The organism is Pseudomonas sp. JAI120 (assembly GCF_014207255.1).
Classification (GTDB): domain Bacteria; phylum Pseudomonadota; class Gammaproteobacteria; order Pseudomonadales; family Pseudomonadaceae; genus Aquipseudomonas.
Map to the genome: position 1 here is coordinate 260,783 of NZ_JACHCZ010000002.1, position 25,788 is coordinate 286,570.

Genomic DNA, 25,788 nt, shown 5'->3' on the forward strand with positions numbered 1-25,788 from the left:
TATGGATACTTTCGGCTATTTGGGCCAGGGCTTCGGCGTTGCACTGTCCCCCTACAACCTGGTGACCGCCCTGTGCGGCACCCTGATCGGCACCGTGGTCGGCCTGTTGCCGGGCCTGGGCCCGATCAATGGCGTGGCGCTGTTGATCCCCATCGCATTCGCCCTGGGCCTGCCACCGGAATCGGCGCTGATCCTGCTGGCGGCCGTGTACCTGGGCTGCGAATACGGCGGCCGTATCAGCTCGATCCTGCTGAACATCCCGGGCGAAGCCTCCACCGTGATGACCACCCTCGACGGCTACCCGATGGCCCGCAAAGGCCTGGCCGGTGTGGCGCTGTCGTTGTCCGCGTGGAGTTCGTTCATCGGCGCGTTTATCGCCACCTGCGGCATGGTGCTGTTTGCGCCGCTGCTGGCCAAATGGGCGATTGCCTTCGGCCCGGCGGAATACTTCGTGCTGATGGTGTTCGCGATTGTCTGCCTGGGCGGCATGGCCGGTGACAAGCCGCTGAAGACCTTCGTGGCGGCGCTGATCGGCCTGTTCCTTTCGGCCGTGGGCATCGACGCCAACAGCGGCGTGTACCGTTTTACCGGCGATAACATCCACCTCACCGACGGCATCCAGTTTGTGGTGTTGGTGCTGGGCTTGTTCTCCATCAGCGAGATCCTGTTGCTGCTGGAAAAAACCCACCGTGGCCAGGAAGCGGTGAAAGCCACCGGGCGGATGATGTTCAACCTGAAGGAAGCAGGTTCGGTGTTCGTGGTGAACATCCGTTGCGGCCTGCTTGGTTTCATCATGGGCGTGCTGCCCGGCGCGGGCGCCACCTTGGCCTCGGCCGTGGCCTACATGACCGAGAAACGCCTGGCCGGTGCCAGCGGCAAATTCGGCAAGGGCGACATGCGCGGCCTGGCTGCACCGGAAACCGCGATCGGCGCGTCCGCCTGCGGTGCCCTGGTGCCGATGCTGACCCTCGGCGTTCCCGGTTCGGGCACCACCGCCGTGATGATCGGCGCCCTGTCGCTGTACAACATCACCCCCGGCCCGCTGCTGTTCCAACAGCAACCTGACCTAGTGTGGGGCCTGATCGCCTCGTTGTTTGTCGCCAACATCATGCTGGTGATCCTCAACATCCCGATGATCCGCATCTTCACGCGCATCCTCGCCGTGCCGAACTGGGCGCTGGTGCCGGTGATCGCGATCATCACCGCGATCGGTGTGTACGCGGTCCACGCCACCACCTTCGACCTGTTCCTGATGGTCGGTATCGGTATCTTCGGCTACATCCTGCGCAAGCTGGACTTCCCGCTGTCGCCGGTGCTGCTGGGCTTTATCCTCGGCGGCCTGATGGAGCAAAACCTGCGCCGCGCGCTGTCGATCTCCAACGGTGCGCTGGAAATCCTGTGGTCGAGCCCGATCACTTTTGGCGTCTGGGTGCTGACCGCCATCATGCTGTTTGTACCGTTGCTGCGTATCTGGCGTAAACGTGCCCAACAGCGTCGTGCCGTGGCCGATGTCTGAGGTCACCTTTAAACATTGGTGGGGAACACCGCTGGTCGGTCTGGCCGGCGGTTACCTGGCCAGCCTGGTCGGCTGGCCTTTGCCGTACATGGTCGGCTCATTGCTGGCGATTATCCTCGTGCGTTGCCTCACGCCGTGGCAATTGGCGGAGATTCCCGGCGGGCGCAAATGCGGCCAATGGGTGGTGGGCATCGGCATCGGCCTGCACTTCACCCCGGTGGTGATCGAGCAGGTAATGAGCCACTTCGGCCTGATTTTCTTCGGTGCGCTGGTCACCAGCCTGTCGAGCGTGGTGGGCGTGTGGTTGATGCGCCGCAGTGGTGAAGACCGCGCCACGGCGTTTTTCTCCAGCATGCCGGGCGGTTCCGGGGAGATGGTCAACCTCGGCGCACGCAATGGCGCGGTGCTCAGCCGCGTGGCGGCCGGGCAGAGTTTGCGCGTGCTGGTGGTGGTGCTGTGTGTGCCGGCGATCTTCAAGTATTTGCTGGACGGCGGTGCGCCGCAGTTTCATCCGGCGCCGGTAAGTTGGGCGTGGCTGGCGGTGCTGTTTCCAGTCGGTGCTCTGGTGGCCTGGGGCTGGCAGCGCTTGCATCAGCCTAACCCGTGGTTGTTCGGCCCATTGCTGGTCAGTGCCACGGCCAGCGTGGTGTGGGACCTGCATATCGGCCTGCCCGACGGTGGCAGCCAGATCGGCCAATGGTTGATCGGCAGCGGGTTGGGCTGCCACTTCAATCGGCAGTTCTTCCGTCGAGCGCCGTCGTTCATGGGGCGCACCTTGATCGGCACGGCCTTGACCATGGCGCTGGCAACGTTGGCGGCAGTGGGCTTGAGCGCTCTCACCCATCTGGACCTGCGCTCGCTGACCCTGGGCATGATGCCCGGCGGGATTGCCGAGATGAGCCTCACGGCCGAGACCCTGCAACTGTCGGTGCCGTTGGTGACGGCGATGCAGGTAATGCGCTTGTTGTTTGTGCTGTTCCTGGCGGAGCCACTCTTCCGGCACTGGAACCGGCAGCCATAACCCTTCTGTATCAAGGGCCCGTTCCGGGCCACTGACCATTGGTCGGCACTGTCATTTCTCACAGCTATCCACGCTGCCTGGGGCGGCGCTAAGTTGCTGAAACGACGAATGCGCAATCGACATTCCAGTCGTATCCCTCGTGCATGACAAAGGATTAGCTATCATGAGTCTTGATATTGATCTTAGTACCGATCTGCAATCCGCCCACCTTCCTGCCGTGACTCCAGCACCTCCGAATGCCGACGATGAAGACGAGCTGGATGTGGACCTGTCCGCCCCCCAACGCCTGCTCCCCCAATACTTCGCGCCCCCCCAGTCAACTCAAGACGTGCTGACCCCGGCAGACTTCGCCAGGGTGCCGTTTTCCAGCCTGCCCCTTTACATTCCGGGGCTGACATCCGGTGTTCAAGGCTTTGATGGCGGCATCAACAAAGCGGCACTGGAAGTACACCGTGAGGCGGGCCTGCTATGCATCCTCTTGCCTTACCTGGATATGGCTGATGGCGATTTCATCGAGTTGTTTTGCGTTGACACGGTCGTGCCGGCCGCTATCTACAACGTGACCAGTGATGATGTCGCAAAAGGCCGGGCAATTCCGCTCTATATCCGTCGTTCACGTCTGACCGACGGCACGGTCACCCCGGTGTTCATGAGGGCCACGTTCACTGGAGGGGGCTCCGAAGAAACCACTCGGTTAAGATTGAAGGTCGATACCGTCCCGCCTGCTGGCCGTAATCCCATTGCCAGCACCCTGCAGAATGAAAACCTGCCCATGCCGGTATTTCCACAGGCAATCGTTGATTTCGGCGTGACCGATGCCGATGCGCAGCACGGCGTGCCCGTTACATTCAGGTTCTACCCGGTCGATGACGGCCAGCCCGCCAACACTTACCGCGCAACACGCGACCGTATTCGCCTGAGCATTGGCGGGGCATTTGCACCCATTCCGCCCCTCTCCGACGCCCAGGCGGCTGGCCGTGGCGATATCACCGTCACACTTTATTACGGGTTCTGGCAGCAAGTCGGCAGCGGTTCGCATGTGTGCGAATACGAGGTCATCGATGAAGTGGGCAACGCCTCTCAAGGATGGTCGCCGCCACAGTTGCTCAATGTCCGTCTCAACGATGGCGCCGAGCCCTTGCTGCCGGCGGCGTTTGTCCTGGAAGCACCCGCGGGCACGCTCAACCACGATGGACTCAATGGCGCGAATGCGAGCATCTTCGTATCCACTCCGTCTCCGAACTTCATGACCGGTGACATCGTGCGAGCCACCGTCGTGGGTCGTACGGTCAGCGGAAACCTCATTATCACCACGTATGATTCCCCGCCCCTGACAGCTCCCAGCTTTGTCATCATCCCTTGCCCTAACGAAGACTTGCGCAAGCTGATCGGAGGACGCTTCCAGCTGTCCTACGAACGCGTGCGCAGCGGCGTGCCGAACCGGCCATCCGAAAGCAGCATCGTGCAGGTGATCGGTACGCCCATCGAAACCGACCTACGTGCGCCCATCGTCATCGAAGCCAATGGGGATGTGATCGACCCACAACTGCTGGCTGTCAACGTCGAAGTGCTGGCATATGACGGTCGGGATCCGTTCGACCTGATTACCCTGATCCTCGACGGCACCTACGCCAATGGCAGTCGCTACTACAGGGAAATCGACAAGCCGGCGGGCACCGGCGCTATCCTGTTCCGACTCAACAACGGCCCCAACGGCGACATCGCCAAACTCGAAGGGGGCACGTTGCGGGTCCTCTATAAGGTAACCAACGCCGAGGGCAGCCGCACCTCGCTGGATGCGACGTACAACGTCGGCAGCCCGGTCGCCTCGTTGCCCGAACCTCTGGTAGAAGAAGCGCCCCCACCGCTGTATCAATTCGACCCGGCCGTGTCACTCGACGATGCCCAGATCCTGGTCAAGAGCAATCCCGACTTCCACGTAGGCGATACCGTCGTACTGCACTGCGAAGGCACTGCCCCCGGCGGTACCCAACCGCCGAAACGCTTCCCCATCCAAAGTTTCTGGGTCGGCCGCGACCTGCCCTTCACACTTGAACGCCGCTTCATTACGCCCAACCTGGGCCAGAGCATGCGCATCTACTACACCCGCGAACGCGATAACACACTGACGCGCTTCTCGCAGCCGGTGAACATGGGGGTCGGGTCCAGACTGCTGCTGCGCGCACCGACAGTCGTCGAGGCCACGGTGACAGGCACCGATATCGCCACGCTCAACCCACTGCACGTCCTGCCGCCGCGTCCAGAAATCGTGACCATCCGCGTGATCACTGACACGCTTCCACCGAGTGCGGATATCAAGGTGTACATCATCAGCAAAACGGGGGGCGGCTCGCCGGATATCCCGATTAAACCGGCACGGCCCGAACCCGGCGGAAACTACACCAGCTTTACCGTGCCCAACGACTTTGTCGGCATGTACCTGGGTGGGGAATGCACGGTGTTTTACAACCTGATTGAAATCGGCCAGACCAGCAAGTCCGATGACCTGACGCTGAAAATCGAAGCATTGGCGCCGCAGGAACTGGACCTGGTGACCATTCCAGAAGCGGTGGGCAACCAGGTGGAAACTGGCAAGCCCTATACCGTGCTGGTACAAGGATGGCCGTTCATGCGCCAGGGCCAGGCGGTTTGGATCGACCTGCTCAGCAGCAGTAATCTGGACTTACGGATCGCAGTGCCGGTCAGCGACGGGGAGTTCACGGACAAACGTATCCGGGCACCAATACCGGCCACTTACCTGCGAAGCCTGCATGAAGGTGACACGCTCAGAGCCCAGGCGCTGGTGTCGCTGGATGGCACCGGGTACAAGTTTTCGGCCACGCCGTTGACACTTTCGCCGGCGTACAGGGTGAAGAAGGCATCGGGAGTGGTTGAAGGGGCAATCGCGGTGGGCAACACGCCCAACCACCTCGCGCTGAGTTCTGACGATTCGACACTCTATGTGGCCAACTTTGGCAGTAAAACGGTATCTGTCATCGATACCGCTACACGTGAAGTGACACACACGATCTCGCTTGCAACGGCACCTCGCGGCATAGCCATTCATCCGAACGACCAAACCTTGTATGTCACCGTTGAAACGGCTTCGACGCTTGTCATTGAGACTGAGAACTTCCAGACCACCAAAACTATTAGTGGATATACTTCTTGTTCAGCAATGCGCCTGAACCCTACAGGCTCACGCCTATATGTAGGCAATGACTACTACCCTTTTACACAAGAAATCGAAACATCAACTAACACATCCGTGAAATATCTCTACGGCAGCTACTATTATGCAAATGCGATTACAACTAACCGCTCTGGCAGTCGACTTTACACAACGGGTTACTATGTAAGTGAGTTCAATCAATCTAACGGCACGCTTTTAGGCAGTTATCACAATGGATCTACAGAATCCAAAGGTATTGCCTACAGCCCTACTGAAGAAGTCCTCTACGTGACAACCTATGGTTCGACGCCTACCAATGGCACCCTTAATATACTTTCAGCAACGACCACCCCGCCCTCTCTTATCAAGAAGATCGAGAGCCTTCACCAGCCTTGGGGAATAGCATTTGCGCCAGCGGGGGATAAAGCCTATATGTGCCTGCAGGCAGACAACTCGATAAAAATCATCGATACAACAACCCGACTCATCACTGGAGAAATCAATACCACCACCCACCCGCTGGATCGTCCAAAAGAAATTGTTATCAGCTCTGATGGCGGGGTGGCGTACGTTGCCAATTCCGGAAACAACAATGTCATTATCGTCAGCCTTTAAGCCATAAAAAATGCCCCCGTTCTTTCGAGCGGGGGCATTTTCTATTACCGGTACAGTTTTAACTGCCACCAAACCCTGGATTCACCGACTTAGAAATCGTACCGCAACCCCACGTTCACCCCATAAGGCTGCTTGATATTCTTGCCGACGCTGTGCTCCATGTCCGCATGCAGCTTCAGGTTCTGCGATACCGACATCGCCACACCCGCGCCGACCTTGAAGCGCGAGCCGGACAGGTCGTTGTTGAAGGCATTATCGTTAACGAACACCTTGTTGCTCTGGTCGAACTCATGGGCTACCGCAGCCTTCAAGTACGGTTGCAGCACACTGCCGCTTTCCAGCTGGATATTGCGCCCAACCGTGGTGCCCAATTCGGCAATCACCGTGCTCGAACGATCACCCTTGGCATCCAGGCCATTGTCCAGCGTGTAGCTCTGGGCCTGAGTAATCACCGCGTCCACCTTGCCGTAAGGCTCGACGAAGAAATCATCGTCCAGCTTGATGTGCCGGCCGACTTCCGCCGATGCACCTACCGCGTTTTGCGTGTAATTGCCCTTGGCTTTCTTGCCGTCGCTCATAGCCACCTTGGACTCGTTGTGCAGGCGGTTGAACTTGAGCACACCGTCGAAGTAGAAGCCGCTCTCGGCATCCATCCAAGTGGCGTAGCCGCCGACGTAGTAGCTGTTAATGGTGGCACTGCTGCCTAGGTTCAGGTCCAGGTCCGAGCTGCTGTGACCGGCCATGGCACCGATCAACCACTGGCCATCGCCCCCCTCTACCGGTACATCGGCACCCAGGGTGAAACCACGTTGTGTCTGGTTGTAGCCCAGGCCGGTCGTGTCGTTGGACACCTCGTATTTGTTGCCATAGGCGCGGGTCCACAGGCCTGCGGATTTGCCGTCGCTGAAGCGCAACTCGCCCATACGGGTACGCAGGGTAGTCATCTCGCCCAGCAACACGGTCGGCGCGGCGTTGAACAACGCCAGCACGGAGTTGGTGCTCGGGCTGATGATTTTGCTGTCCGGGTCGAGGTACCAGTCCTTGCTCTCGTTATCGTCGATCAGGCTGTAGGAATAGGTGCCCACATCCACACGATCGCCCAACAGGCTGAACCTCGCGCCGCCATCGGCGGTATGCACCACATGCAGACGGTCATCGCGCAATGGGTCGGCGCCGCTGCTGGAGATCAACAGCTTGTGGTCACCCGACGAAGTACCGGTAACGTTGAGGAAGTCGCCGGTCAACGTGGAGAAGTCCGCACTCATGTGGAAGGTGCCATTGCCCGACAGGTTGTCCACATCCAGTTGGTAGAACGTACCGGGGTCACCGAACTTGACGTTACCGCCGCTCAAAGACAGGTCGCCCAGTTGCTGGTTGTCGACCATCACCCACGTCGCGTCATTGTTGATGGCCAGCTTATCGACACTCTCCAGGCGGCCGGTAAGGATCGAGCCGTTGTCGAGGCCAACGCTGGCCGTGCCGCCGTTGTTGATCACGTCGCCATTCATGATCGCGCGGTCCAGGCTCAAGTCCAGCACGCTCGCCGTGCCGACTTGAATGTTGCCGCTGAGGGCCGTGCTACTGACGTGCATGTCAGCGGAGCCGCCGTTGGTCAGCTCCAGCATATTGCCGTTGCCGCCCACCAGGGTAGAGCCGTTAGCGACGTTGATCTGGGTCCCTCCCGGGTAGTCCACCAGGATCGCCGCGCCCGTCTCACCCACCACGTCGGTGTTGTTGAGGGTCAATACGGAGGGGTTGTCCTGAGTCGGCAGGCGGTAGGCCACAATGCCGTTGGTGCCGCCGACGATGAGGCTGTTGTTGGCCGTCAGTTGACCGTCATACGACGACAACCCCGTCTTGCCGCCATAGACATTGGTGCGGTCCAGCATCAAGGTGCTGGAACCGTTGAGCAGGATGCCGTCGGTTGCGCCTTCAATAAAGCTGTTGCTGACCTGGACGCTGGAGCCTTGAGTGCTCAGGGAACCCACAATCATGCCGGCGCCGCCGGCACTGGAAATATAAGCCCCGTCAATGTTGGCCTGGCTGCCGTAAAGGGCAACACCCACCTCACCGTCGAGGGTCGTTTTCACTTGCCCACCGGTCATGTTGAACGTCGAGCCGTAAGCAGTAACGCTCACCATATCCGCGCCATCGGCGATCAACGTAGCATCGGTGACTTTATAGCGGTCACGCTGCGAGCTCTCATCGATAACCACATTCTGACCGGGATGAATATCCACAGCCAAGGCTTGTGTGGCGACCAGGGAAAACGGCATGACCGCCATTACCTTAATTGCAGTGGCGAGTCGTGATAAAGGAAAAGACGTTTCGTTACTCAAGGGTAGTACCTCTATTCGGATGACTGAATAAGCCAATCGATTACAGGACCATCGACTCAGGCTTTCAGAGGCGCAAAGAGTACGGAACGAAGAGGGCGATGCATGTCAGCCGATTCCAAGAGCGCGTAGGACTTATCCTAATCACGCACCAGTAAAGGGGACTTGATAGAAAGGAAACTAGGGAGGGGTGATAAAACCACACGAACCGTTGAGGCAACCCTCACCGGTCCGTGCATTTCAAACAGCGAATAATGGATTATCCGCAGATAGTCCCATCGCCTCTACGACGAGTTAAATACACCACTGTGGGGTCGGACTCTCCCTGTGTTACGCCATCAGCCTTGATAACTCGATAGTAGGCTTCGATACGGCCTAGCGTAACGGGTTGGATAAACGCCTGGAAAGGCACGGTACGAAGCTCGCCTGGGTGCCCCGGCACATTGTGATCCCCCGTGACCGTGACTGGATCAAAGGCATGATCGACCGTGATGATCGTGGAATTAAGATCATCAGGACCGTAGACCACCCACACCAGAGTGACCTTATCACCGGTACGCAGGTTCTCAGGATCGAGGATCTTCGTGCGGATGCCATTGGTAACACCCTGGTCGCAGGTGAGGACGAATAATCCTCCGCCTGCAGGTAGCGCATCAGGAAAGACGATGGGCTCAAGATCGGTGAGTTGGCTGGCAAACACATCAACCGGCGTCTCCAACGAGGAGATAGTGTTGTCATTGACCCCGTTATTGAGCTCGTACCACACCGGTAGGTTTTCGCCGTTACCGCCCATGGCAATCACGTTTGCCTGGATGGTAATTACGAATTCAGCTGCGCTCTCGTCCGCCGATGTCACGATGTAGGGCGGCGTGAGGGCCGGTATGCCTTTCCAGAAGATCTGAATCCTGTGCCCTGCGCGCGCTCCGGGGTAGACAGCAAAGCGTGCGGTAGCATCGTCCGTGTCCCCTGGCCCGATCTCGTTGATCAGGCCTTCCGAAGACTCTATCTCGATCAGGTCCAGGTTAGGATTGACAGGGCCCGGGTCCTCAGGAATCCCACCCGCCGAGGTCAGGTCTACATCCACCGTGACGGTGGTTGAATAGGGCGAAGCGCTCCCTGCACGAACCACCCGGTAACGGACGTCTGCCTGATAGGGAGCGTCCAGCCCACCCGCGTCCCTGAGGATATCCCACGGGATGGGAACCCTCTGCGGCCAGGACACTGACGGCAAGGTATAGGTGATCACCAGGCCGTTGAAGTCAATCTGGATATCATCACCCACTTGGGCATTGTCATAGCCATCGATAAAGACTTCCGCCCTTCCCAGTTGCACATCAGTGAGGTCAAGAGGCGCTTCTGGAATGTGAGGGGGTTGCAGGTTGGCTGGGAAGGGGTCCGTCACTACCGTCACCGGCGTCAGTTCCGGTGGCCAAGAAGTGTTGTTGCCAGCACGGTCGGTATATCGGTAGGCGAGATATTTCATGCCGGCGCCTTGCGCCACAATCTGAGCGGTGGTCAACGTAAGAATAAACGGTGCGGTGGTTCGGGTTAAAGCCGTATTGAAAATGGGAGTCGGGTTAGGGAACCCCCAGAACACCATCCCCATATCACCCTCTTGGGGGTCAAGGCGGCCGGGAACGGTCAACTCAAGTTGATTGCCGTGCTCCGCCAACCCCTCCAGTGTGATTAAACCGTCCACCACCCAGCCTGGCAGGCCAATAGCTTCGGGGATGATCCGGGCGTTGGGATCGAGGCGGTCGATCGTCACCCGCGTATTGCCCGAACGCTCATCGGCGCCCACACCCACAAACACCTCATAACTCAGCCTTTTCTCGCCGTGCTCGCCAATGTCCTGTTCCGGAATCGAAAATGTATAAGGCCAAGTGTGCGCGGACAACGGTTTCGTAAAGGGAATACGCGCACCATACGGCGTTCCATTAATGTAGATCTGCAAATTATCCGGGTTGGAACCCGGAACCGGAAAGGTATCGGTCCAGCTATCAATTTCACACTGGATACCCTGTTGATAAAGCGTGGCCAGCCGCATCAAGTTAGGCTGCCCACCGGGGACATCAGGGAGCGTATTGACGACGCGCAAGTCGTCGACCGCATACGCCCCACCCGGCGAATAACCTCGCGGATGTCGTTTCAATAGAACATCCGTCGGCTGAATGGGTGGGGTTTGGTTATTTGAGTTTGCCATCGGTATGTACTCGAAAGGTTAAGGACTGTGCTCGCCCAATGCAATTGAACCAAGGACAGATTAATTAAACGCCTTTCAACTTCGAGGCACAGCCTGTCAAATCTGACAGATGCACAATATGAAAAAATGTGCTTGACGATAACAACCTGCGATTGGCTGTTTTTAATAACTCACTCATGCGCAAACATAATCTGCTAGTGACATAAAATCTAACCCGACATAAGCCTCGCAACTCGAAAGTCCCTCATGACCAATAACGCTGCGCCATTGGTCGAAAATCAAGGAAAAAAAGAGGGCTTGCGCCCTCTTCTTTGTCATTGCTTGCACAGGTCACATTTTACTCGACGGTCCCAGGCAGGTGCCCCCACCCGGCCGTTTCAGGTCGATGTAAATCAGCTTCCTCAACGATATCCCTGTAGGCCCCGTGGCCTTGTACAGACGGTAAGAAACAACTGCAGACCCCCATTCGGCAACGAGACCTGGAAGGGTAATCAATGGATTGAAGGGCAGGATCTGGATTTGCGCCACACCGATGTCACGATCATCACTCGTCAGTGTGTGATCGAACCACACATCCGTGCCATCAAAATGTTCCCCATTGCCATTTTTGCTCGGGTAGCTTTTCCAATACAGCCGAACAGTGTCGCCGACCTCGAAATGCTGCGAGTTCCAGTCTATTCCCAGGAACACCCCCTCCCAAGGCTCCGGAATGGTGCCGCAGGCAACAAAGTCGCGGGTACTGTCATTGAGCAACCGAGGCCGCAGCAAGCCAATCAACGTATCGAACTCCACCCGTACCGGCGTGAACGGACTGCGTTGGCGATTGATGCCATTGTCAGTCCAGTAGTAGACCTCAAGCGCTGGATTGGAGCCGGTCGACACCACTGTCCAGGGCACCTGGATCGTGACCAACTGCCCCGCAACATCGCCTGGCTGCACCACATACTCGCCGGCATAAGTGTCATCATTGCCCCAATACAACTCCAGCCTCTCACCCACGACTGGGTTAAAAAACAGGGGAACCTCCACGGGGACTGGCCCCGGCTCATCGGCAGCCGTAACAACATTATCCCCAGAGCGGCCTTTTACGGTGACCCTCTCCAACCCGGGATTGATCGGGTCAGGGCCAATGGGCGAAACGCCTGCAACCGAAAGGTCGACCAGGTAGAAGCTGTCGGGGGAGTTCTTCGATGCCGTACCCCGCAGGTACAGATAGCGCACCCGTACCGGGTAGGTACTGTCGAAGCCACCGTCAGCCAGAATCGGCCAGGGCACCGGCACTGGAATGGGCCACTGCTGTACCGCGCCGATGGTAATCGGTCCAAGGGCATGGGTGTTCCAGAACGGAAAAACGCGGTCCCCAGGGGCGGCGTCGGTGATCTGTGGAATCGACACTGTGACACCTTGGCGCACGTCCTCCAGGTTGATCAAGCCATCCGCCTCGGCCAAGGGCACCAACGGCCGCGGCAGGTCGGGCAGCGTTGCCAGTGACACGTTCAGCGTCACCGGCTCGGAAAACGGCCCCACCCTGCCGGCTCGATCAGTCAGGGTGTAGGAAGCAAAACGTTGCCCCGTGCCGCCGGTACGCACAAATGCCTCGGGAAAGGTGAACTCGACAGGCGCACCTTCAACATGCGACCGCTCGATAACAACGACACCCGCCAGGTTGACGTCGGGAAATTCGCCCCAGTAATACCTGACGACATCTTCAGTCCGAATATCCAGCCACCGCGGTACGATTGCAGGCACCCCGCCATTGCGGACCAGATAGTCATCCGTCACTTCAACCAGTACCTCGTCCTCAAACTCCAGCGGCAGGCCGGGGTTATCAAAATTGGGCGCGGTCTTGTCGATATTGATAAACGTCGGGAAGGATTCGGTCATCGGCACAAACGGCGAGCTCACTCGATAATTCAAACGCCGAATGCCCCCGATAGACAGGAGGTGAGCGGGTAATGCCTGAGTCAATGGAAACACCACGTCGGGGTCGTACGGCCCCTGGATCGTGTACGTATGTTCGACCTCCCCCTGCAAGAGGTACTCCACCAAGGTGGGAACTGCGAAGTTGGAATGATGGACCGGCCAGACTCTCTCGATCGTCACCAGCAAAACCTGATCCTGCAGGCTCACCGGCAGGGTGTAGGCCGCCTCATCCCACAGCAACGGCAGTGCCTGGCTCGGGATGGGATTGTCCAGACTCATGATTGACTCGGAATGTTTGCGCGGGGGGCGCTTATCCCCAGCCGGCTGCCGCGGGTCAACGGGCTGGGCGTCAGAGGGAAGATTCGACTCGGACATGTTTAATCTCCTTGAGCAATCAATCGATGATCGACCATTGACTACCGTTCTGGTGTTCGCCAGATCGACAAGGCCAAGGAGATTATTAAATGCGCAAAACGACCTACCCGATACTGTCGGAAATAACAGGTAGGTCGTTCCAGTCAGACCGGTGGTAGCGCCCAATCAATGGGGGTTTCGCCGTTTTGCTGAAGAAACTTGTTGGTGCGGCTGAAATGTCCGCAGCCCAGGAATCCGCGATATGCCGACAACGGCGACGGATGCACCGACGTCAGCACCAAATGCTTGGTGGCATCGATCAGCTTCTGCTTGCCCTGGGCATGGGCGCCCCACAACAGGAACACCAGGTGCGGCTGGTGTTCGCTGACCACTTCGATAATCCGATCGGTAAAGAATTGCCAGCCCTTGCCCGCATGCGCATTGGCGTTGGCGCGTTCCACGGTCATGGTGGTGTTGAGCAGCAACACGCCCTGGTCGGCCCAGCTCTGCAGGCAGCCGTGATTGGGGATGTCGATGTTCAGGTCGCGCTTGAGCTCTTTGTAGATATTGACCAGGGACGGCGGCGCCGGCACGCCCGGTTGCACCGAGAAGCACAAGCCGTGGGCCTGGCCGGGGCCGTGGTACGGGTCCTGGCCGAGGATCACCACCTTGACCTTGTCCAGCGGCGTTGAGTTAAGCGCATTGAAGATCAGCGGACCGGGCGGGTAGATCTCTTTGCCGGCGGCATGTTCCTGGCGCAGGAACTCGCGCAACTGACCCATGTAGGGCTTATCGAACTCATCACGCAGGGCGTGTTTCCAGCTGGGTTCGAGTTTGATACGGTCGCCTTCGGTCATAGTTGAAATGTCTTGTAGAAAAGAATGAGGCGAACCCTAGGAAAGCCGGCCCTGCTTGTCAATTGATCTGACACACCACCGGCACTTTCCCACGAAGCGATCATACTGATCCTTCACCTTCTCGATTGAGGTCACGATGAATCTGCACTTCGAAGAACTGACCGGCAGTGGCGGCGCCCGCATTGGCATCGCCAGCCTGGACGCTGAAAAGTCCCTCAATGCCCTCTCCTTGCCGATGATTCTGGCCCTGACTGATCGCCTGGACACTTGGGCCAAAGACCCGAACATCGCCTGTGTGCTGCTGCGTGGCAACGGGCCCAAGGCCTTTTGCGCCGGCGGCGAGGTGCGCAGCCTGGCCCAGGCCTGCCGCGAGCAGCCGGGGGAAGTGCCAGCCCTGGCCGCACAGTTTTTTGCCGCGGAATATCGCCTCGACTACCGTTTGCACACTTACCCTAAACCGCTGATCTGTTGGGGCCACGGTTACGTGCTCGGCGGTGGCATGGGCCTGCTGCAAAGCGCGGCCATACGGATTGTCACGCCGAGCAGCCGCCTGGCCATGCCCGAGATCAGCATCGGCCTGTACCCGGACGTGGGCGCCAGCTGGTTTCTGTCGCGCCTGCCCGGCAAGCTGGGGTTATTCCTTGGCCTCACCGGCGCCCATATCAACGGCCGTGACGCCCTGGACCTGGGCCTGGCCGACCGTTTCCTGCGTGACGATCAACAAGACGAGTTACTCGAGGGTTTGCTGCAACTGAACTGGCAGGAACAGACCGCGATACAGCTCAACAGCCTGCTCAAGGCCCTGGCCCAGGAAGCCGTGGCCCAGCAACCCGAGGCGCAATGGCTGCCACGTCGGGCACAAATCGACGAATGGCTGGACGTCGGTGATGTGCGCAGCGCCTGGCGCGCCTTGAGCCCGCTGCGCGACCACGCCGACCCGCTGTTCAACCGCGCCGGCAAGACACTGAGCGAAGGCTGCCCGCTGACCGCGCACCTGGTGTGGGAACAGATCCAGCGGGCCCGTCATCTGTCCCTGGCCGAGGTGTTCCAGATGGAATACACCCTGAGCCTGAACTGCTGCCGCCATCCGGAGTTCAGCGAAGGGGTGCGCGCGCGGTTGATCGACAAGGACCAGACGCCCCACTGGCATTGGCCGGACATCAATACGGTCCCCGACGCCGTGGTGCAGGCGCACTTCACCAAGGCGTGGGAAGGCCGGCATCCGCTCGCGGACTTGTCCGATTACTGACGTTTTGCGCCCATAAAAAAGCGGCGCTTCATGCGCCGCTCGTCATACAGGCCGATCAACGGTGACCGCCGCGGCCACCTCCACGATCATGATCGCCACCGCGTCCATGCCCGCCATTGTTCCAACGATCCCCCCAGCCCTGGTTCGGGTAAGGCCGATAACCGGCCCTTGGCCCTGACGGGTAATAGCGAGGCGCCGAGTAGTAACGCGGAGCCGGAGCGTAGTAACGCGGCGACGGGTAGTAATCACGGCGATATTGATACGCCGTGCCGCCGCCGTAGTAATAAGCCGGCGCCGGTGAGGTGTAGACCTCGGAACGGTAATAGCTCTGGCCTCCATCGTAGTAGGGCACACAAGCGGAAAGGGTCAGACCGAGTAAAGCGCTGAGCAGCAGTCGTCGATACATGGCGGCCTCCTGGACCGCGAAAGAGCACCTCCAGCGACGCTGGGGAGCGGCATTCAGCTTTCACTGAATGACGAAACATCTGACATCAAAAACCGAATCTGGTGCGTTTCGGTAACAACTTGATACATCAATGCCAACTGCGGCCACACACCATTAAACGCACTGCCGCATAGCGCAAATCTATCCCCCAGGTTTATCGATTCAGTAAATTTTTCTGGCCCGAAACTTTCCAGATTGCGATGATGTCACTATGACATCGCATAAGCCAGGGAGGCTCTAACGTGCGCCCTTCGCCACTTTCGCCGGATCCGATCCATGAAAATTTCAACCAAACTGCTGCTTTCATTTCTAGTGTGTGCGCTGGTCACCCTCGGGGTCGGCCTGCTGGGTATCAAAAGCGTGGTCCGACTCGCCAATGCATTGGAACAGACGTTCTCCAATAACCTGGCGTCCGTCAGCAACACGACCGCTACCCTCAATGGCCTGGTGGCCCACAACCGTGGTTTGTACCGTTTGATGGATGCGAGCAAAGGCGACGTCGCCCAACAAGACCGCGACCGTGTGCGCCAGGACATCGCCAACGAACTCAAACGCAGCCAGAGCGCCTACGCCACCTACCGTGCCACGCCCCTGGAAGACGACGAACGGGCAGCAGGCGACAAGCTCGACCAGATCTGGCCAACTTACACCAGCAGCTCCGAACGTATCATGTCGATGCTCGACAGTGGCCAGGTCGAGCAGGCCCGCGCCCAGCTCAACAGCACCAACAATGAACTGTTTCGCCAGGCGCGCGAGTTGATCCGTGTGATGATCGAGTCCAATAACCGCCAGATCAAGGAAGGCGCCGTCGCCGCCGAGGACCTTCGCAGCAGCGCATTGACCTGGATGATCAGCGGCATTGTCCTGGCCTTCATCATTGCGATCATCGTCGGTGTGCTGATCACGCGCCTGATCACCCGTCCTATCGCACAAGCGGTTGAAAACGCACAGCGCATCGCCAAGGGCGACCTGACCCAAGCCATCACGACCGACCGCACCGACGAAGCCGGGCAACTGCTGATGGCCTTATCCGATATGCAAGGCGGCCTGAAAAGCACGCTGATGGAAATCGCCAACGCTTCCGACCAGCTCGCGTCGGCAGCCGAAGAGCTGAGTGCCGTCACCGATGAAAGCACCCGTGGCCTGACCCGCCAGAACGACGAAATCCAACAAGCCGCCACCGCCGTCAACCAGATGACCGCAGCGGTCGACGAAGTGGCGAGCAACGCCGTGTCGACCTCCGAGGCGTCGCGCCAGGCCAGCGCCGAAGCCGAGGACGGCCGCCAGCAGGTGGAGCAGGCCGTGTCGGGCATGTCATCGATGGTGGTCGAGATCAACGATTCGACCCAATCGGTCGCCGACCTCGCCGACCAGGTGCGCGAAATCGGCAAGGTGATTGATGTGATCCGCGGCATTGCCGACCAGACCAACCTGCTGGCCCTCAATGCCGCCATCGAAGCCGCCCGTGCCGGTGAACAAGGCCGTGGTTTTGCGGTGGTGGCCGATGAGGTGCGGGCGCTGGCCCACCGCACCCAGATCTCCACGGTCGACATCGAGAAAATGATCGGTGAAGTGCAGGCAGGCGCCGATGGTGCCGTGGCTGCCATGAACAAGAGCCTGACCTGGGCCAACAACACCCAGACCCTGGCGCAAAACGCCGGCCAGGCGCTGGAGCGCATCACCGCCAGCGTGTCCAGCATCAACGAGCGCAACCTGGTAATCGCCTCGGCGTCCGAGGAACAGGCCCAGGTGGCCCGCGAAGTGGATCGCAACCTGCTCAACATCCAGGATCTGTCCACCCAGACCGCCGCCGGTGCGCACCAGACCAACGCCTCCAGCCAGGACCTGTCGCGACTGGCCACCTCGTTCAATATGCTGGTCAGTAAGTTCCAGCTGTAAGCGCCTCATCGCAGTGCGCCGACGCACCCGCGTGGCGCACAACGCCCTCTTCTATGCCCTCCTTTCCCACCCGCCCGGCTGAACCGCCGGGCGTCGAAGCCACTTGGCACGACTCTCGCTTTATCTCTTGCGTGCAGGATTGATACAGGTTCGCGGCACCACAATTTGCAATGGCCGACTAGGGTTCCGGCTCGCCAAAAGCGAGTGGCTGGTCCGAGAGTTGGCGACCTCCAGTTGAGGTTACACGGCGGGATAAAAGCCCGGGAGACAAGCCACCGTTCACGGTGCCGCGTTGCTCCTGCTCGCCCTTGATCAACTGGAGAAGCACCATGCCCTCAATCCGTTTACCCGCCCTGCTCGCCGCCGTCTTTGCCGCCGTGCTGAGCTTCCAGGCCCAAGCCGCATCCAAAAACCACTTCAGCGTGTGCTGGACGATCTACGCCGGCTGGATGCCGTGGGAGTATGCCGGCAGCCAAGGCATCCTCGACAAGTGGGCCAAGAAGTACGGCATCACCATCGACATGGTGCAGCTCAATGACTACGTCGAATCCATCAACCAGTACACCGCCGGCCAGTTCGACGGCTGCACCATGACCAACATGGACGCCCTGACCATCCCCGCCGCCGGTGGCGTGGACAGCACCGCACTGGTGGTCAGCGACTTCTCCAACGGCAACGACGGCGTGGTGATCAAGGGCACCGGCAAGACCGTGGCCGACCTCAAGGGCATGAACGTCAACCTGGTGGAACTCTCGGTGTCCCACTACCTGCTGGCCCGCGCGCTCGAATCGGCGGACCTAAGCGAAAAAGATTTGAAGGTGGTCAACACGTCGGATGCCGACATCGCAGCGGCCTTCAACACCGACCAGGTCCAGGCCGTCACCACCTGGAACCCGATGCTCTCGGAGATCAAGGCCAAGCCTGGCGTGAGCCAAGTGTTCGACTCCAGCAAAGTGCCCGGCGAAATCATGGACATGATGGTGGTCAACACCCAGGTCCTCAAAGACAACCCCAAGCTGGGTAAAGCCCTCACCGGCGCCTGGTTCGAAGTGGTCGCGCTGATGAACGCCAAGGGCGCCGCCAGCACCGAAGCCCTGGAACATATGGCCAAGGCTTCCGGCACTGACCTTGCGGGCTTCCAGTCGCAACTGGACACCACCAAGTTGTTCGCCACGCCCAAGGAAGCCCTGGCCTTCGCCACCAGCGCACAGTTGCCCGCCACCATGGGCAAAGTCGCCGAGTTCTCGTTTAAACACGGCCTGCTGGGTGAAGGCGCCAAGGACACCAGCGCCGTGGGCATGAGCTTCGCCAATGGCGTGACCAGCGGCGACAAAGCCAACCTCAAGCTGCACTTCAACCCCAGCTACGTGCAGATGGCCGCCGACGGCAAGCTGTAAGAGGACCCGGCCATGCGCCTGATCAACCGTCACCCGGACCGCTCCAGCCGCCTGTTGCTGGTGCTGCTGCCGTTCGCCCTGCTGCTGTTTGCCTACTTCGTGGGCTCGGCCGAGCGCCTGGCAGACAACCCCAACGACAAGCTGCTGCCCGGCGCCGGGCAAATGATTGACGCGGTAAAACGCTTGGCCTTCAACGCCGACACCCGCACCGGCGAATACGTACTGTGGCAGGACAGCGCCTCCAGCCTGCGCCGCCTCGCCATCGGCCTGGGTATCAGCGCCCTCGCCGGCCTGTGCCTGGGGATCGCCGCCGGCACGCTGCCGCTGTTTGGCGCACCGTTGTCACCGTTGCTGACGGTGCTGTCGATGGTGCCGCCGCTGGCGATCCTGCCGATTCTGTTCATCGTGTTCGGGCTGGGGGAATTGTCCAAAGTGATGCTGATCGTCATCGGCGTCACCCCCTGCCTGGCCCGTGACCTGGAACAGCGCGCGCGGGAAATTCCGGTCGAGCTGCTGGTGAAGGCGCAGACCCTCGGCGCCTCCACCTGGACCCTGATGCTGCGTGTGGTATTGCCGCAATTGCTGCCGCGCCTGTTGATCTCGCTGCGGCTGATGCTCGGCTCGGCGTGGTTGTTTTTGATCGCCGCCGAAGCCATCGCCTCCACCGACGGTTTGGGCTACCGGATCTTCCTGGTACGACGCTACCTGGCGATGGACGTGATCTTGCCTTACGTGGTGTGGATCACGCTGCTGGCCTGGCTGATGGACTGGGGCCTCAAGGCCCTGACCCGGCATGCGTTCCCCTGGTACGAAGGAGCGCGGGGATGAGCTTTATCAGCGTCAATAATGTGTGGCAGCGCTATGGCGACCAAGTGGTGCTCGAAGGCCTCAACCTGCACGTCGCCGAGGGTGAATTCTGCACGCTGGTCGGTACGTCCGGCTGTGGCAAGTCGACCTTCCTGCGCCTGTTGCTGGGCCAGGAAACCGCGAGCAAAGGCCAGATCCTGCTGGACGGCCAGGCCCTCGCCGCCGAGCCCGATGCCAGCCGTGGCGTGGTGTTCCAGCGCTACTCGGTGTTCCCACATTTGACTGTGCTCGACAACGTCGCCCTCGGCCTGGAACTGCCACGTTCACGCGTGCTGGGCCGGCTGTTCGGTAAAGCCAGGAAGGACGCCCGCGAACAGGCTGCCGCGCTGCTGCACAAAGTCGGCCTCGGCCACGCCCTGGACAAGTACCCCGCGCAACTCTCCGGCGGCATGCAACAACGCCTGGCCATCGCCCAGGCCCTGATCATGAAACCCCGCGTGTTGCTGCTGGACGAACCCTTCGGCGCCCTCGACCCGGGCATTCGCAGGGACATGCACCATCTGCTGCTGGAACTGTGGCGCGAAACCCGGCTGACGGTGTTCATGGTCACCCACGACCTGAGCGAAGGCTTCAGCCTCGGCACGCGCCTGCTGGTGTTCGACAAGGTCCGCGCCGACCCCCACGCCCCCGGCGCCTATGGCGCCCGCATCACCTACGACATCCCTTTGAACAGCGAGCGCCGCAAGGCGCTCGCCGCCGAACTTGGAGCCACGTCCAAATGACCGATTCCACCCAACTGTTCCCACCCTTCGCCGAAGAAATGCTGCCCGGCGGCGGCCACCGTTCGTTCGTGCTCAAGCGCGGCCAACTGCTGCGCCTGACCGACCTTCGCGGCGGCGCCAACGTCAGCCTGACCCTGCTCAACGCCAACGAAAAAACCGAGCGCCTGAACCTGCCCGACAGCCTCAAATGCCAACACACAGCCAAGCTCACCACGGGCCATTGCCTGTACTCGGACATGGGCCGCGTACTGGCCGCGATCACCGCCGATACCTGCGGCTGGAGCGACAGCATCGGCGGTGTGCTGTGCGCCGCCGAAGTCGCCGAGAAGTACGGCCAGGGTCGCTATCAGGAACTGCGCAACGGCTTCTTCCGCAACGGCACCGACAACCTGCTGGTGGAGTTGGGCAAGTGGGGGCTGGGCCTGTCCGACCTGCTGATGACCCTCAACCTGTTCAGCAAAGTCACGGTGGACAGCGACGGAGGCCTGCACTTTGTGCCGGGTAATTCCAGGGCCGGCGATTACATCGAACTCTATGCGCCGATGGACACCCTGGTGGTGCTCACCGCCCTGCAACATCCGATGGACCCGAACCCGCACTACGCGCCGCAACCGCTGAAGCTGAGCTGGATGAACGCCGACAAAAGCGTCGCCGAACACTGCCGTACCTCACGCCCGGAAAACGAGCGCGGCTTTATCAACACCGATCGCCTGTTCGCCTGAGGAGCTGCCATGTCTATCGCACTGAAACAACCGGACGCGGCCGTGTACCGCGCAACCATCCCCGCCGGCGAGCCGTGGCTGATGGAGGTCAAGGCCGGGCAGACCCTGCGCATCCTCGACCTGGAGGGCAACCAGGCCGTCGACACTTTGTTCTACAGCGTGAAAAACCCGCGTGAACGCTACGACGTGCAGCGCACGTTGCGCCGGCAAAACAGCGTGTACCTGGGCACCGGCAGCGTGCTGTATTCCAACCTCGGCCAGCCGATGCTGACCATCGTTGATGACACCTGCGGGCGCCACGACACCCTCGGCGGCGCCTGCGCCCAAGAGAGCAACACCGTGCGCTACGCCCTGGAAAAACGCTACATGCACAGCTGCCGCGACAACTACCTGCGCGCCTGTGCCCACGACGGCCGCCTGGGCAAAGGCGACATCGGGCCGAACATCAATTTCTTCATGAATGTGCCCGTGACGGCCGACGGCGGGCTGACCTTCGAAGACGGTATTTCCGCCCCCGGCAAGTACGTCGACCTGCGCGCCGAGATGGATGTGATCGTGCTGATCTCCAACTGCCCGCAGTTGAACAACCCGTGCAACGCCTACAACCCCACCCCTGCGGAGCTGCTGGTATGGAACTGAAACTCAAGCGCCTGCGCCATTGGTTATTTGCCCTGTGCCAATCCCGAGCCGGGCAGTGCCTGCAAAAGCGCTAGAGATCCAATGTGGGAGGGAACTTGCCCTCGCTCCTACAGGCATTGGGCTTGCCCCCGATAGCGGTGGTCCAGTAATGCCCCCTCCCACACTAACCACACACACTGCGGACGACCGCAGTGCTCCCCCACTTTGCGGGACGGCCCGCAGGGTTTTGCCATGTTCGAAAAACTGTTGATCGCCAACCGTGGCGCCATCGCCTGCCGCATCCTGCGCACCTTGCGCGAGCTACAGGTCAAGGGCATCGCCGTGTACGCCGAGGCCGATGCGGCGAGCCTGCATATCCAGCAAGCCGACGAGGCCTACAGCCTCGGTGAAGGCGCGGCGGCCAGTACGTATCTCGCGGTGGAAAAAATCCTCGCCACCGCCAAGGCCTGTGGGGCCAAGGCGATCCATCCCGGCTACGGCTTCCTGTCGGAGAACGCAGCGTTTGCCGAAGCCTGTGAAAACGCCGGCATCGCCTTTGTCGGGCCGACACCGCAACAACTTCGGGTCTTCGGCCTCAAGCACACCGCCCGCGCCTTGGCCAAGCAGCACAAGATCCCACTGCTGGAAGGCACCGAACTGCTCGACAGCCTCGCCTCTGCGTTGCTGGCCGCCGACGCCGTGGGCTATCCGGTGATGCTCAAAAGCACTGCTGGGGGCGGCGGTATCGGCATGCGCGTGTGCCGCAGCGCAGAGGAATTGAGTGAATCCTTCGAGGCGGTCAAACGCCTGGGGCAGAACAATTTCAGCGATGCCGGCGTGTTTATCGAGAAGTACATCGAGCACGCACGCCACCTGGAAGTGCAGGTGTTCGGCGACGGTGCCGGTGAAGTGATCGCCCTCGGCGTACGCGACTGCTCGGTGCAACGGCGCAACCAGAAAGTCCTCGAAGAAACCCCGGCGCCGAACCTGCCCGACGGCATGGCCGAGGCCCTGTGCGCGGCCGCCATCACCCTGGCCAAGGCCGTGAATTACCGCAGCGCCGGCACCGTGGAATTTATCTATGACAGTGCGGACGGGCGCTTCTACTTCCTCGAAGTGAACACGCGCTTGCAGGTGGAACACGGCGTCACCGAGCAGGTATGGGGCGTGGACCTGGTGCGCTGGATGGTGCAACTGGCGGCCGGGGAAATGCCGCCGCTGAACACACTCGAGTTAACCCCCCAGGGCCACGCGATCCAGGCGCGCCTGTATGCCGAAGACCCGGGCCGGGATTTCCAGCCGAGCCCTGGCTTGCTGACCCGTGTGGATTTCCCGCGGGCCGAGGGTCTGCGGATCGACACCTGGGTGGAAGCCGGCTGCGAGATCCCGCCGTACTTCGATCCGATGATCGCCAAGCTCATCACGTGGGCGCCCACCCGCGAACAGGCGCGCCTGGCTCTGCATCAGGCGTTGAGCGACAGCCAGTTGTACGGCGTGGAAACCAACCGCGATTACCTGCGCCAAATCCTGCTGGCCCCGCCCTTCGCCAATGGCCGGCCGTGGACGCGATGCCTGGAAGACCTGGTCTACGTGGCCGACACGTTTGAAGTCGTCAGCGCGGGCACGCAAACCAGTGTGCAGGACTATCCCGGCCGCCTCGGCTACTGGGCCGTGGGTGTGCCGCCGTCAGGGCCGATGGACAGCCGCGCGCTGCGCCTGGGCAATCGCCTGCTGGGCAACGACGAGGGGGCTGCGGCGCTGGAAATCACCATGAGCGGGCCGCTGCTGCGCTTCAATTGCGCGGCGGTGGTCGCAGTGACCGGTGCTGAGATCCCGTTGCGGTTGAATGATCGAGCCGTGCCAATGAACACCGCGTTGCTGATTGAGGCCGGGTCGATCCTGAGCCTGGGCACCCTCGCCGGCGCCGGGGCACGCAGCTACCTGTGCCTGCGTGGCGGGCTGCAAGTGCCGGACTACCTGGGCAGCAAAAGCACCTTCACCCTCGGCCAGTTTGGCGGGCATGGGGGTCGCGCCTTGCGGGCGGGCGATGTGTTGCATCTGTTGCCGTTGGAAGACCTGAACGCCGGGCAACAATTAGTCGCCGAACCGCTGCCGGAGGTCCGCACACTGCGGGTGATTTATGGCCCTCACGGCGCGCCGGAATACTTCCTGCCGGCGTACATCGACACCTTCTTCGCCACGCAGTGGGAAGTGCATTTCAACTCCAGCCGCACCGGTGTCCGGCTGATCGGGCCGAAGCCTCTTTGGGCACGCACGGATGGCGGTGAAGCAGGGCTGCATCCGTCGAATATCCATGACAACCCCTATGCCATCGGCGCGGTGGATTTCACCGGGGACATGCCGGTGATCCTGGGGCCGGACGGGCCAAGCCTGGGCGGGTTTGTGTGCCCGGTGACGGTGATCGAGGCGGATCTTTGGCAGCTCGGCCAGCTCAAGGCCGGTGACAAGATTCGCTTTGATCCCGTGGACCTCAAGACCGCCCGCGACCTTGCCCTGAACTGGGATCAAAGGGATGCCGAAACCCTGTGGGAGCAGAGCTTGCTCGCGATGGGCTCAACTCGGTCCGCCGCCAGCATCGAGCAATTGGCATCCCCCATCATCCTGGACATCGGCCAAGCCGACACCCGCCTGGTCGCGCGCCTCGCTGGCGACACCCACCTGCTGCTGGAAATCGGCGCGCCGGAGCTGGACCTGGTGCTGCGCTTTCGCGCCCATGCCCTGATGCAGGCCCTCGAAACCCGAGCATTGAAGGGCGTGATCGATCTGACGCCCGGCATCCGCTCGCTGCAGATCCACTATCAACCCGAGCAACTGCCCCTGGCCGACCTGCTGGCACTGATCACCCACGAGTGGACCGCCGTGTGCACCCGCCAAAACCTGCAAGTGCCTTCGCGCATCGTGCACCTGCCGCTGTCCTGGGACGACCCGGCGTGCCAGCTGGCCATCGAAAAATACATGACCACTGTGCGCAAGGACGCCCCGTGGTGCCCGAGCAACCTGGAGTTCATCCGGCGCATCAACGACCTGGCCAACCTCGATGAAGTGCGCCACACGGTGTTCGACGCCAGCTACCTGGTGATGGGCCTGGGCGACGTCTACCTCGGCGCGCCGGTGGCCACGCCGCTGGACCCGCGTCATCGCCTGGTGACCACTAAATACAACCCGGCCCGCACCTGGACCGCCGAGAACTCGGTGGGCATCGGCGGCGCGTATTTGTGCGTGTACGGCATGGAAGGGCCCGGCGGTTATCAGTTTGTCGGGCGCACCTTGCAGATGTGGAACCGCTATCGCGAAGTCGCGGCGTTTGATGGAAAACCCTGGCTGCTGCGCTTCTTCGATCAGATTCGGTTCTATCCCGTGAGCGCGGATGAACTGGTGCGGATTCGTCGGGATTTTCCCCTGGGACGCTTCGAGCTGGATATCGAGGAGAGCACCCTGAACCTGACGGATTACCAAGCATTTCTTGCGCGGGAAGCCTCGGGGATCAGTGCTTTTCGTGAACAACAGCAACAGGCGTTCAACGCCGAACGCGAACGCTGGATTGCCAGTGGCCAGGCACATTTCGACAGCGAAGAGCTCCCGGCGCCAGCGGGGCAAGACACGCCGCTTACGGCCAATGAATACAGCATCGACAGCCATATCGCCGGCAATCTCTGGCAGGTACAGGTAAGCGTGGGCGCGCGGGTTGCGGCCGGTGATGTGCTGGTGATTCTGGAGTCGATGAAAATGGAGATCCCGGTGCTGGCGCCGTTTGCCGGGGTGGTGCGGGAAATCCCGGTGCGACCGGGCAGCGGGATTGGCGCAGGCCAGCGGGTCGTGGTGCTGGAACGGGACTGACCGGCGCTGTATCG

The 25,788-nt window shown here is 60.6% G+C and carries 16 protein-coding genes and 1 riboswitch; of the genes, 11 read left to right on the forward strand and 5 right to left on the reverse strand.

The window, feature by feature from the left end:
• Window position 1: 1 nt before the first annotated feature.
• The 3 genes from HDC32_RS13150 to HDC32_RS13160 all read left to right on the forward strand — a co-directional run bounded on the left by HDC32_RS13150 (window position 2) and on the right by HDC32_RS13160 (window position 6,324).
• Window positions 2-1,516, forward strand: coding sequence for a tripartite tricarboxylate transporter permease (locus HDC32_RS13150; RefSeq protein ID WP_131697121.1), 1,515 nt, complete (start codon window positions 2-4; stop codon window positions 1,514-1,516).
• Window positions 1,509-2,537: an AbrB family transcriptional regulator gene (locus HDC32_RS13155; protein WP_167656536.1), complete on the forward strand. Its 1,029-nt coding sequence runs from the start codon at window positions 1,509-1,511 to the stop codon at window positions 2,535-2,537. Before HDC32_RS13150 ends, HDC32_RS13155 begins: the two co-directional genes overlap by 8 nt.
• A gap of 163 nt (window positions 2,538-2,700) precedes the next feature.
• Window positions 2,701-6,324 carry a YncE family protein gene (locus HDC32_RS13160; protein ID WP_184744351.1) on the forward strand — a complete coding sequence of 1,208 codons (3,624 nt, stop codon included), beginning with the start codon at window positions 2,701-2,703 and terminating at the stop codon, window positions 6,322-6,324.
• A gap of 89 nt (window positions 6,325-6,413) precedes the next feature.
• On the opposite strand, the gene HDC32_RS13165 is transcribed toward HDC32_RS13160, so the two are convergent.
• From HDC32_RS13165 to ung, 4 genes are all read right to left on the reverse strand, one after another.
• Window positions 6,414-8,600 (reverse strand): autotransporter outer membrane beta-barrel domain-containing protein, encoded by a 2,187-nt coding sequence (locus tag HDC32_RS13165; RefSeq protein ID WP_184744353.1) that lies wholly within the window; start codon window positions 8,598-8,600, stop codon window positions 6,414-6,416.
• Window positions 8,601-8,919: 319 nt separating this feature from the next.
• Window positions 8,920-10,863: a hypothetical protein gene (locus HDC32_RS13170; protein WP_184744355.1), complete on the reverse strand. Its 1,944-nt coding sequence runs from the start codon at window positions 10,861-10,863 to the stop codon at window positions 8,920-8,922.
• 330 nt (window positions 10,864-11,193) lie between these two features.
• Entirely contained in the window at window positions 11,194-13,065 is a 1,872-nt protein-coding gene (locus HDC32_RS13175) for a hypothetical protein (RefSeq protein WP_184744357.1), read from the reverse strand.
• A gap of 239 nt (window positions 13,066-13,304) precedes the next feature.
• Window positions 13,305-13,997 carry a uracil-DNA glycosylase gene (ung, locus tag HDC32_RS13180; protein ID WP_167656506.1) on the reverse strand — a complete coding sequence of 231 codons (693 nt, stop codon included), beginning with the start codon at window positions 13,995-13,997 and terminating at the stop codon, window positions 13,305-13,307.
• A 136-nt stretch (window positions 13,998-14,133) separates the two neighbouring features.
• Here ung and HDC32_RS13185 point away from each other — a divergent pair, with 136 nt between their 5' ends.
• The gene (locus HDC32_RS13185) at window positions 14,134-15,246 is read left to right on the forward strand and encodes an enoyl-CoA hydratase/isomerase family protein (RefSeq protein ID WP_131697127.1); all 1,113 of its coding nucleotides are present in this window, start codon (window positions 14,134-14,136) and stop codon (window positions 15,244-15,246) included.
• Window positions 15,247-15,301: 55 nt separating this feature from the next.
• Here HDC32_RS13185 and HDC32_RS13190 read toward each other — a convergent pair whose 3' ends face one another.
• Window positions 15,302-15,652, reverse strand: a complete 351-nt coding sequence (locus HDC32_RS13190; protein ID WP_184744359.1) for a hypothetical protein — start codon at window positions 15,650-15,652, stop codon at window positions 15,302-15,304.
• Between the two features lie 315 nt (window positions 15,653-15,967).
• Between HDC32_RS13190 and HDC32_RS13195 the strand changes: the two genes are divergently transcribed.
• From HDC32_RS13195 to uca, 7 genes are all read left to right on the forward strand, one after another.
• Complete coding sequence (locus HDC32_RS13195) at window positions 15,968-17,590, forward strand: methyl-accepting chemotaxis protein (protein WP_131697128.1); 1,623 nt, start codon at window positions 15,968-15,970, stop codon at window positions 17,588-17,590.
• Window positions 17,591-17,757: 167 nt separating this feature from the next.
• Window positions 17,758-17,859: riboswitch (guanidine-I (ykkC/yxkD leader) on the forward strand.
• A gap of 60 nt (window positions 17,860-17,919) precedes the next feature.
• Window positions 17,920-18,987 carry a putative urea ABC transporter substrate-binding protein gene (locus tag HDC32_RS13200; protein WP_184744360.1) on the forward strand — a complete coding sequence of 356 codons (1,068 nt, stop codon included), beginning with the start codon at window positions 17,920-17,922 and terminating at the stop codon, window positions 18,985-18,987.
• 12 nt (window positions 18,988-18,999) lie between these two features.
• A complete protein-coding gene (locus tag HDC32_RS13205) occupies window positions 19,000-19,815 on the forward strand; it encodes an ABC transporter permease (protein WP_184744362.1) in 816 nt (271 codons plus the stop codon).
• On the forward strand, window positions 19,812-20,576 hold the full coding sequence (locus tag HDC32_RS13210; RefSeq protein ID WP_184744364.1) for an ABC transporter ATP-binding protein: 765 nt from the start codon (window positions 19,812-19,814) through the stop codon (window positions 20,574-20,576). Before HDC32_RS13205 ends, HDC32_RS13210 begins: the two co-directional genes overlap by 4 nt.
• Window positions 20,573-21,298 carry an urea amidolyase associated protein UAAP1 gene (locus tag HDC32_RS13215; protein ID WP_131697132.1) on the forward strand — a complete coding sequence of 242 codons (726 nt, stop codon included), beginning with the start codon at window positions 20,573-20,575 and terminating at the stop codon, window positions 21,296-21,298. The genes HDC32_RS13210 and HDC32_RS13215 overlap by 4 nt, the downstream gene beginning before the upstream one ends.
• A 9-nt stretch (window positions 21,299-21,307) precedes the next feature.
• Complete coding sequence (locus HDC32_RS13220; RefSeq protein ID WP_074844417.1) at window positions 21,308-21,937, forward strand: urea amidolyase associated protein UAAP2; 630 nt, start codon at window positions 21,308-21,310, stop codon at window positions 21,935-21,937.
• Window positions 21,938-22,168: 231 nt separating this feature from the next.
• On the forward strand, window positions 22,169-25,774 hold the full coding sequence (gene uca / locus HDC32_RS13225; RefSeq protein WP_184744366.1) for an urea carboxylase: 3,606 nt from the start codon (window positions 22,169-22,171) through the stop codon (window positions 25,772-25,774).
• Window positions 25,775-25,788: the final 14 nt, after the last annotated feature.

Excerpts from the sequence above, each read along its gene's own strand:
- HDC32_RS13170 (WP_184744355.1), bottom strand. The coding sequence starts at position 10,863 with ATGGCAAACTCAAATAACCAAACCCCACCCATTCAGCCGACGGATGTT.
- HDC32_RS13220 (WP_074844417.1), top strand. The coding sequence starts at position 21,308 with ATGTCTATCGCACTGAAACAACCGGACGCGGCCGTGTACCGCGCAACC.
- HDC32_RS13195 (WP_131697128.1), top strand. The coding sequence starts at position 15,968 with ATGAAAATTTCAACCAAACTGCTGCTTTCATTTCTAGTGTGTGCGCTG.
- HDC32_RS13150 (WP_131697121.1), top strand. The coding sequence starts at position 2 with ATGGATACTTTCGGCTATTTGGGCCAGGGCTTCGGCGTTGCACTGTCC.
- HDC32_RS13165 (WP_184744353.1), bottom strand. The coding sequence starts at position 8,600 with ATGCCGTTTTCCCTGGTCGCCACACAAGCCTTGGCTGTGGATATTCAT.
- uca (WP_184744366.1), top strand. The coding sequence starts at position 22,169 with ATGTTCGAAAAACTGTTGATCGCCAACCGTGGCGCCATCGCCTGCCGC.
- HDC32_RS13205 (WP_184744362.1), top strand. The coding sequence starts at position 19,000 with ATGCGCCTGATCAACCGTCACCCGGACCGCTCCAGCCGCCTGTTGCTG.
- ung (WP_167656506.1), bottom strand. The coding sequence starts at position 13,997 with ATGACCGAAGGCGACCGTATCAAACTCGAACCCAGCTGGAAACACGCC.
- HDC32_RS13210 (WP_184744364.1), top strand. The coding sequence starts at position 19,812 with ATGAGCTTTATCAGCGTCAATAATGTGTGGCAGCGCTATGGCGACCAA.
- HDC32_RS13175 (WP_184744357.1), bottom strand. The coding sequence starts at position 13,065 with ATGAGTCTGGACAATCCCATCCCGAGCCAGGCACTGCCGTTGCTGTGG.
- HDC32_RS13200 (WP_184744360.1), top strand. The coding sequence starts at position 17,920 with ATGCCCTCAATCCGTTTACCCGCCCTGCTCGCCGCCGTCTTTGCCGCC.
- HDC32_RS13185 (WP_131697127.1), top strand. The coding sequence starts at position 14,134 with ATGAATCTGCACTTCGAAGAACTGACCGGCAGTGGCGGCGCCCGCATT.
- HDC32_RS13155 (WP_167656536.1), top strand. The coding sequence starts at position 1,509 with ATGTCTGAGGTCACCTTTAAACATTGGTGGGGAACACCGCTGGTCGGT.
- HDC32_RS13160 (WP_184744351.1), top strand. The coding sequence starts at position 2,701 with ATGAGTCTTGATATTGATCTTAGTACCGATCTGCAATCCGCCCACCTT.
- HDC32_RS13190 (WP_184744359.1), bottom strand. The coding sequence starts at position 15,652 with ATGTATCGACGACTGCTGCTCAGCGCTTTACTCGGTCTGACCCTTTCC.
- HDC32_RS13215 (WP_131697132.1), top strand. The coding sequence starts at position 20,573 with ATGACCGATTCCACCCAACTGTTCCCACCCTTCGCCGAAGAAATGCTG.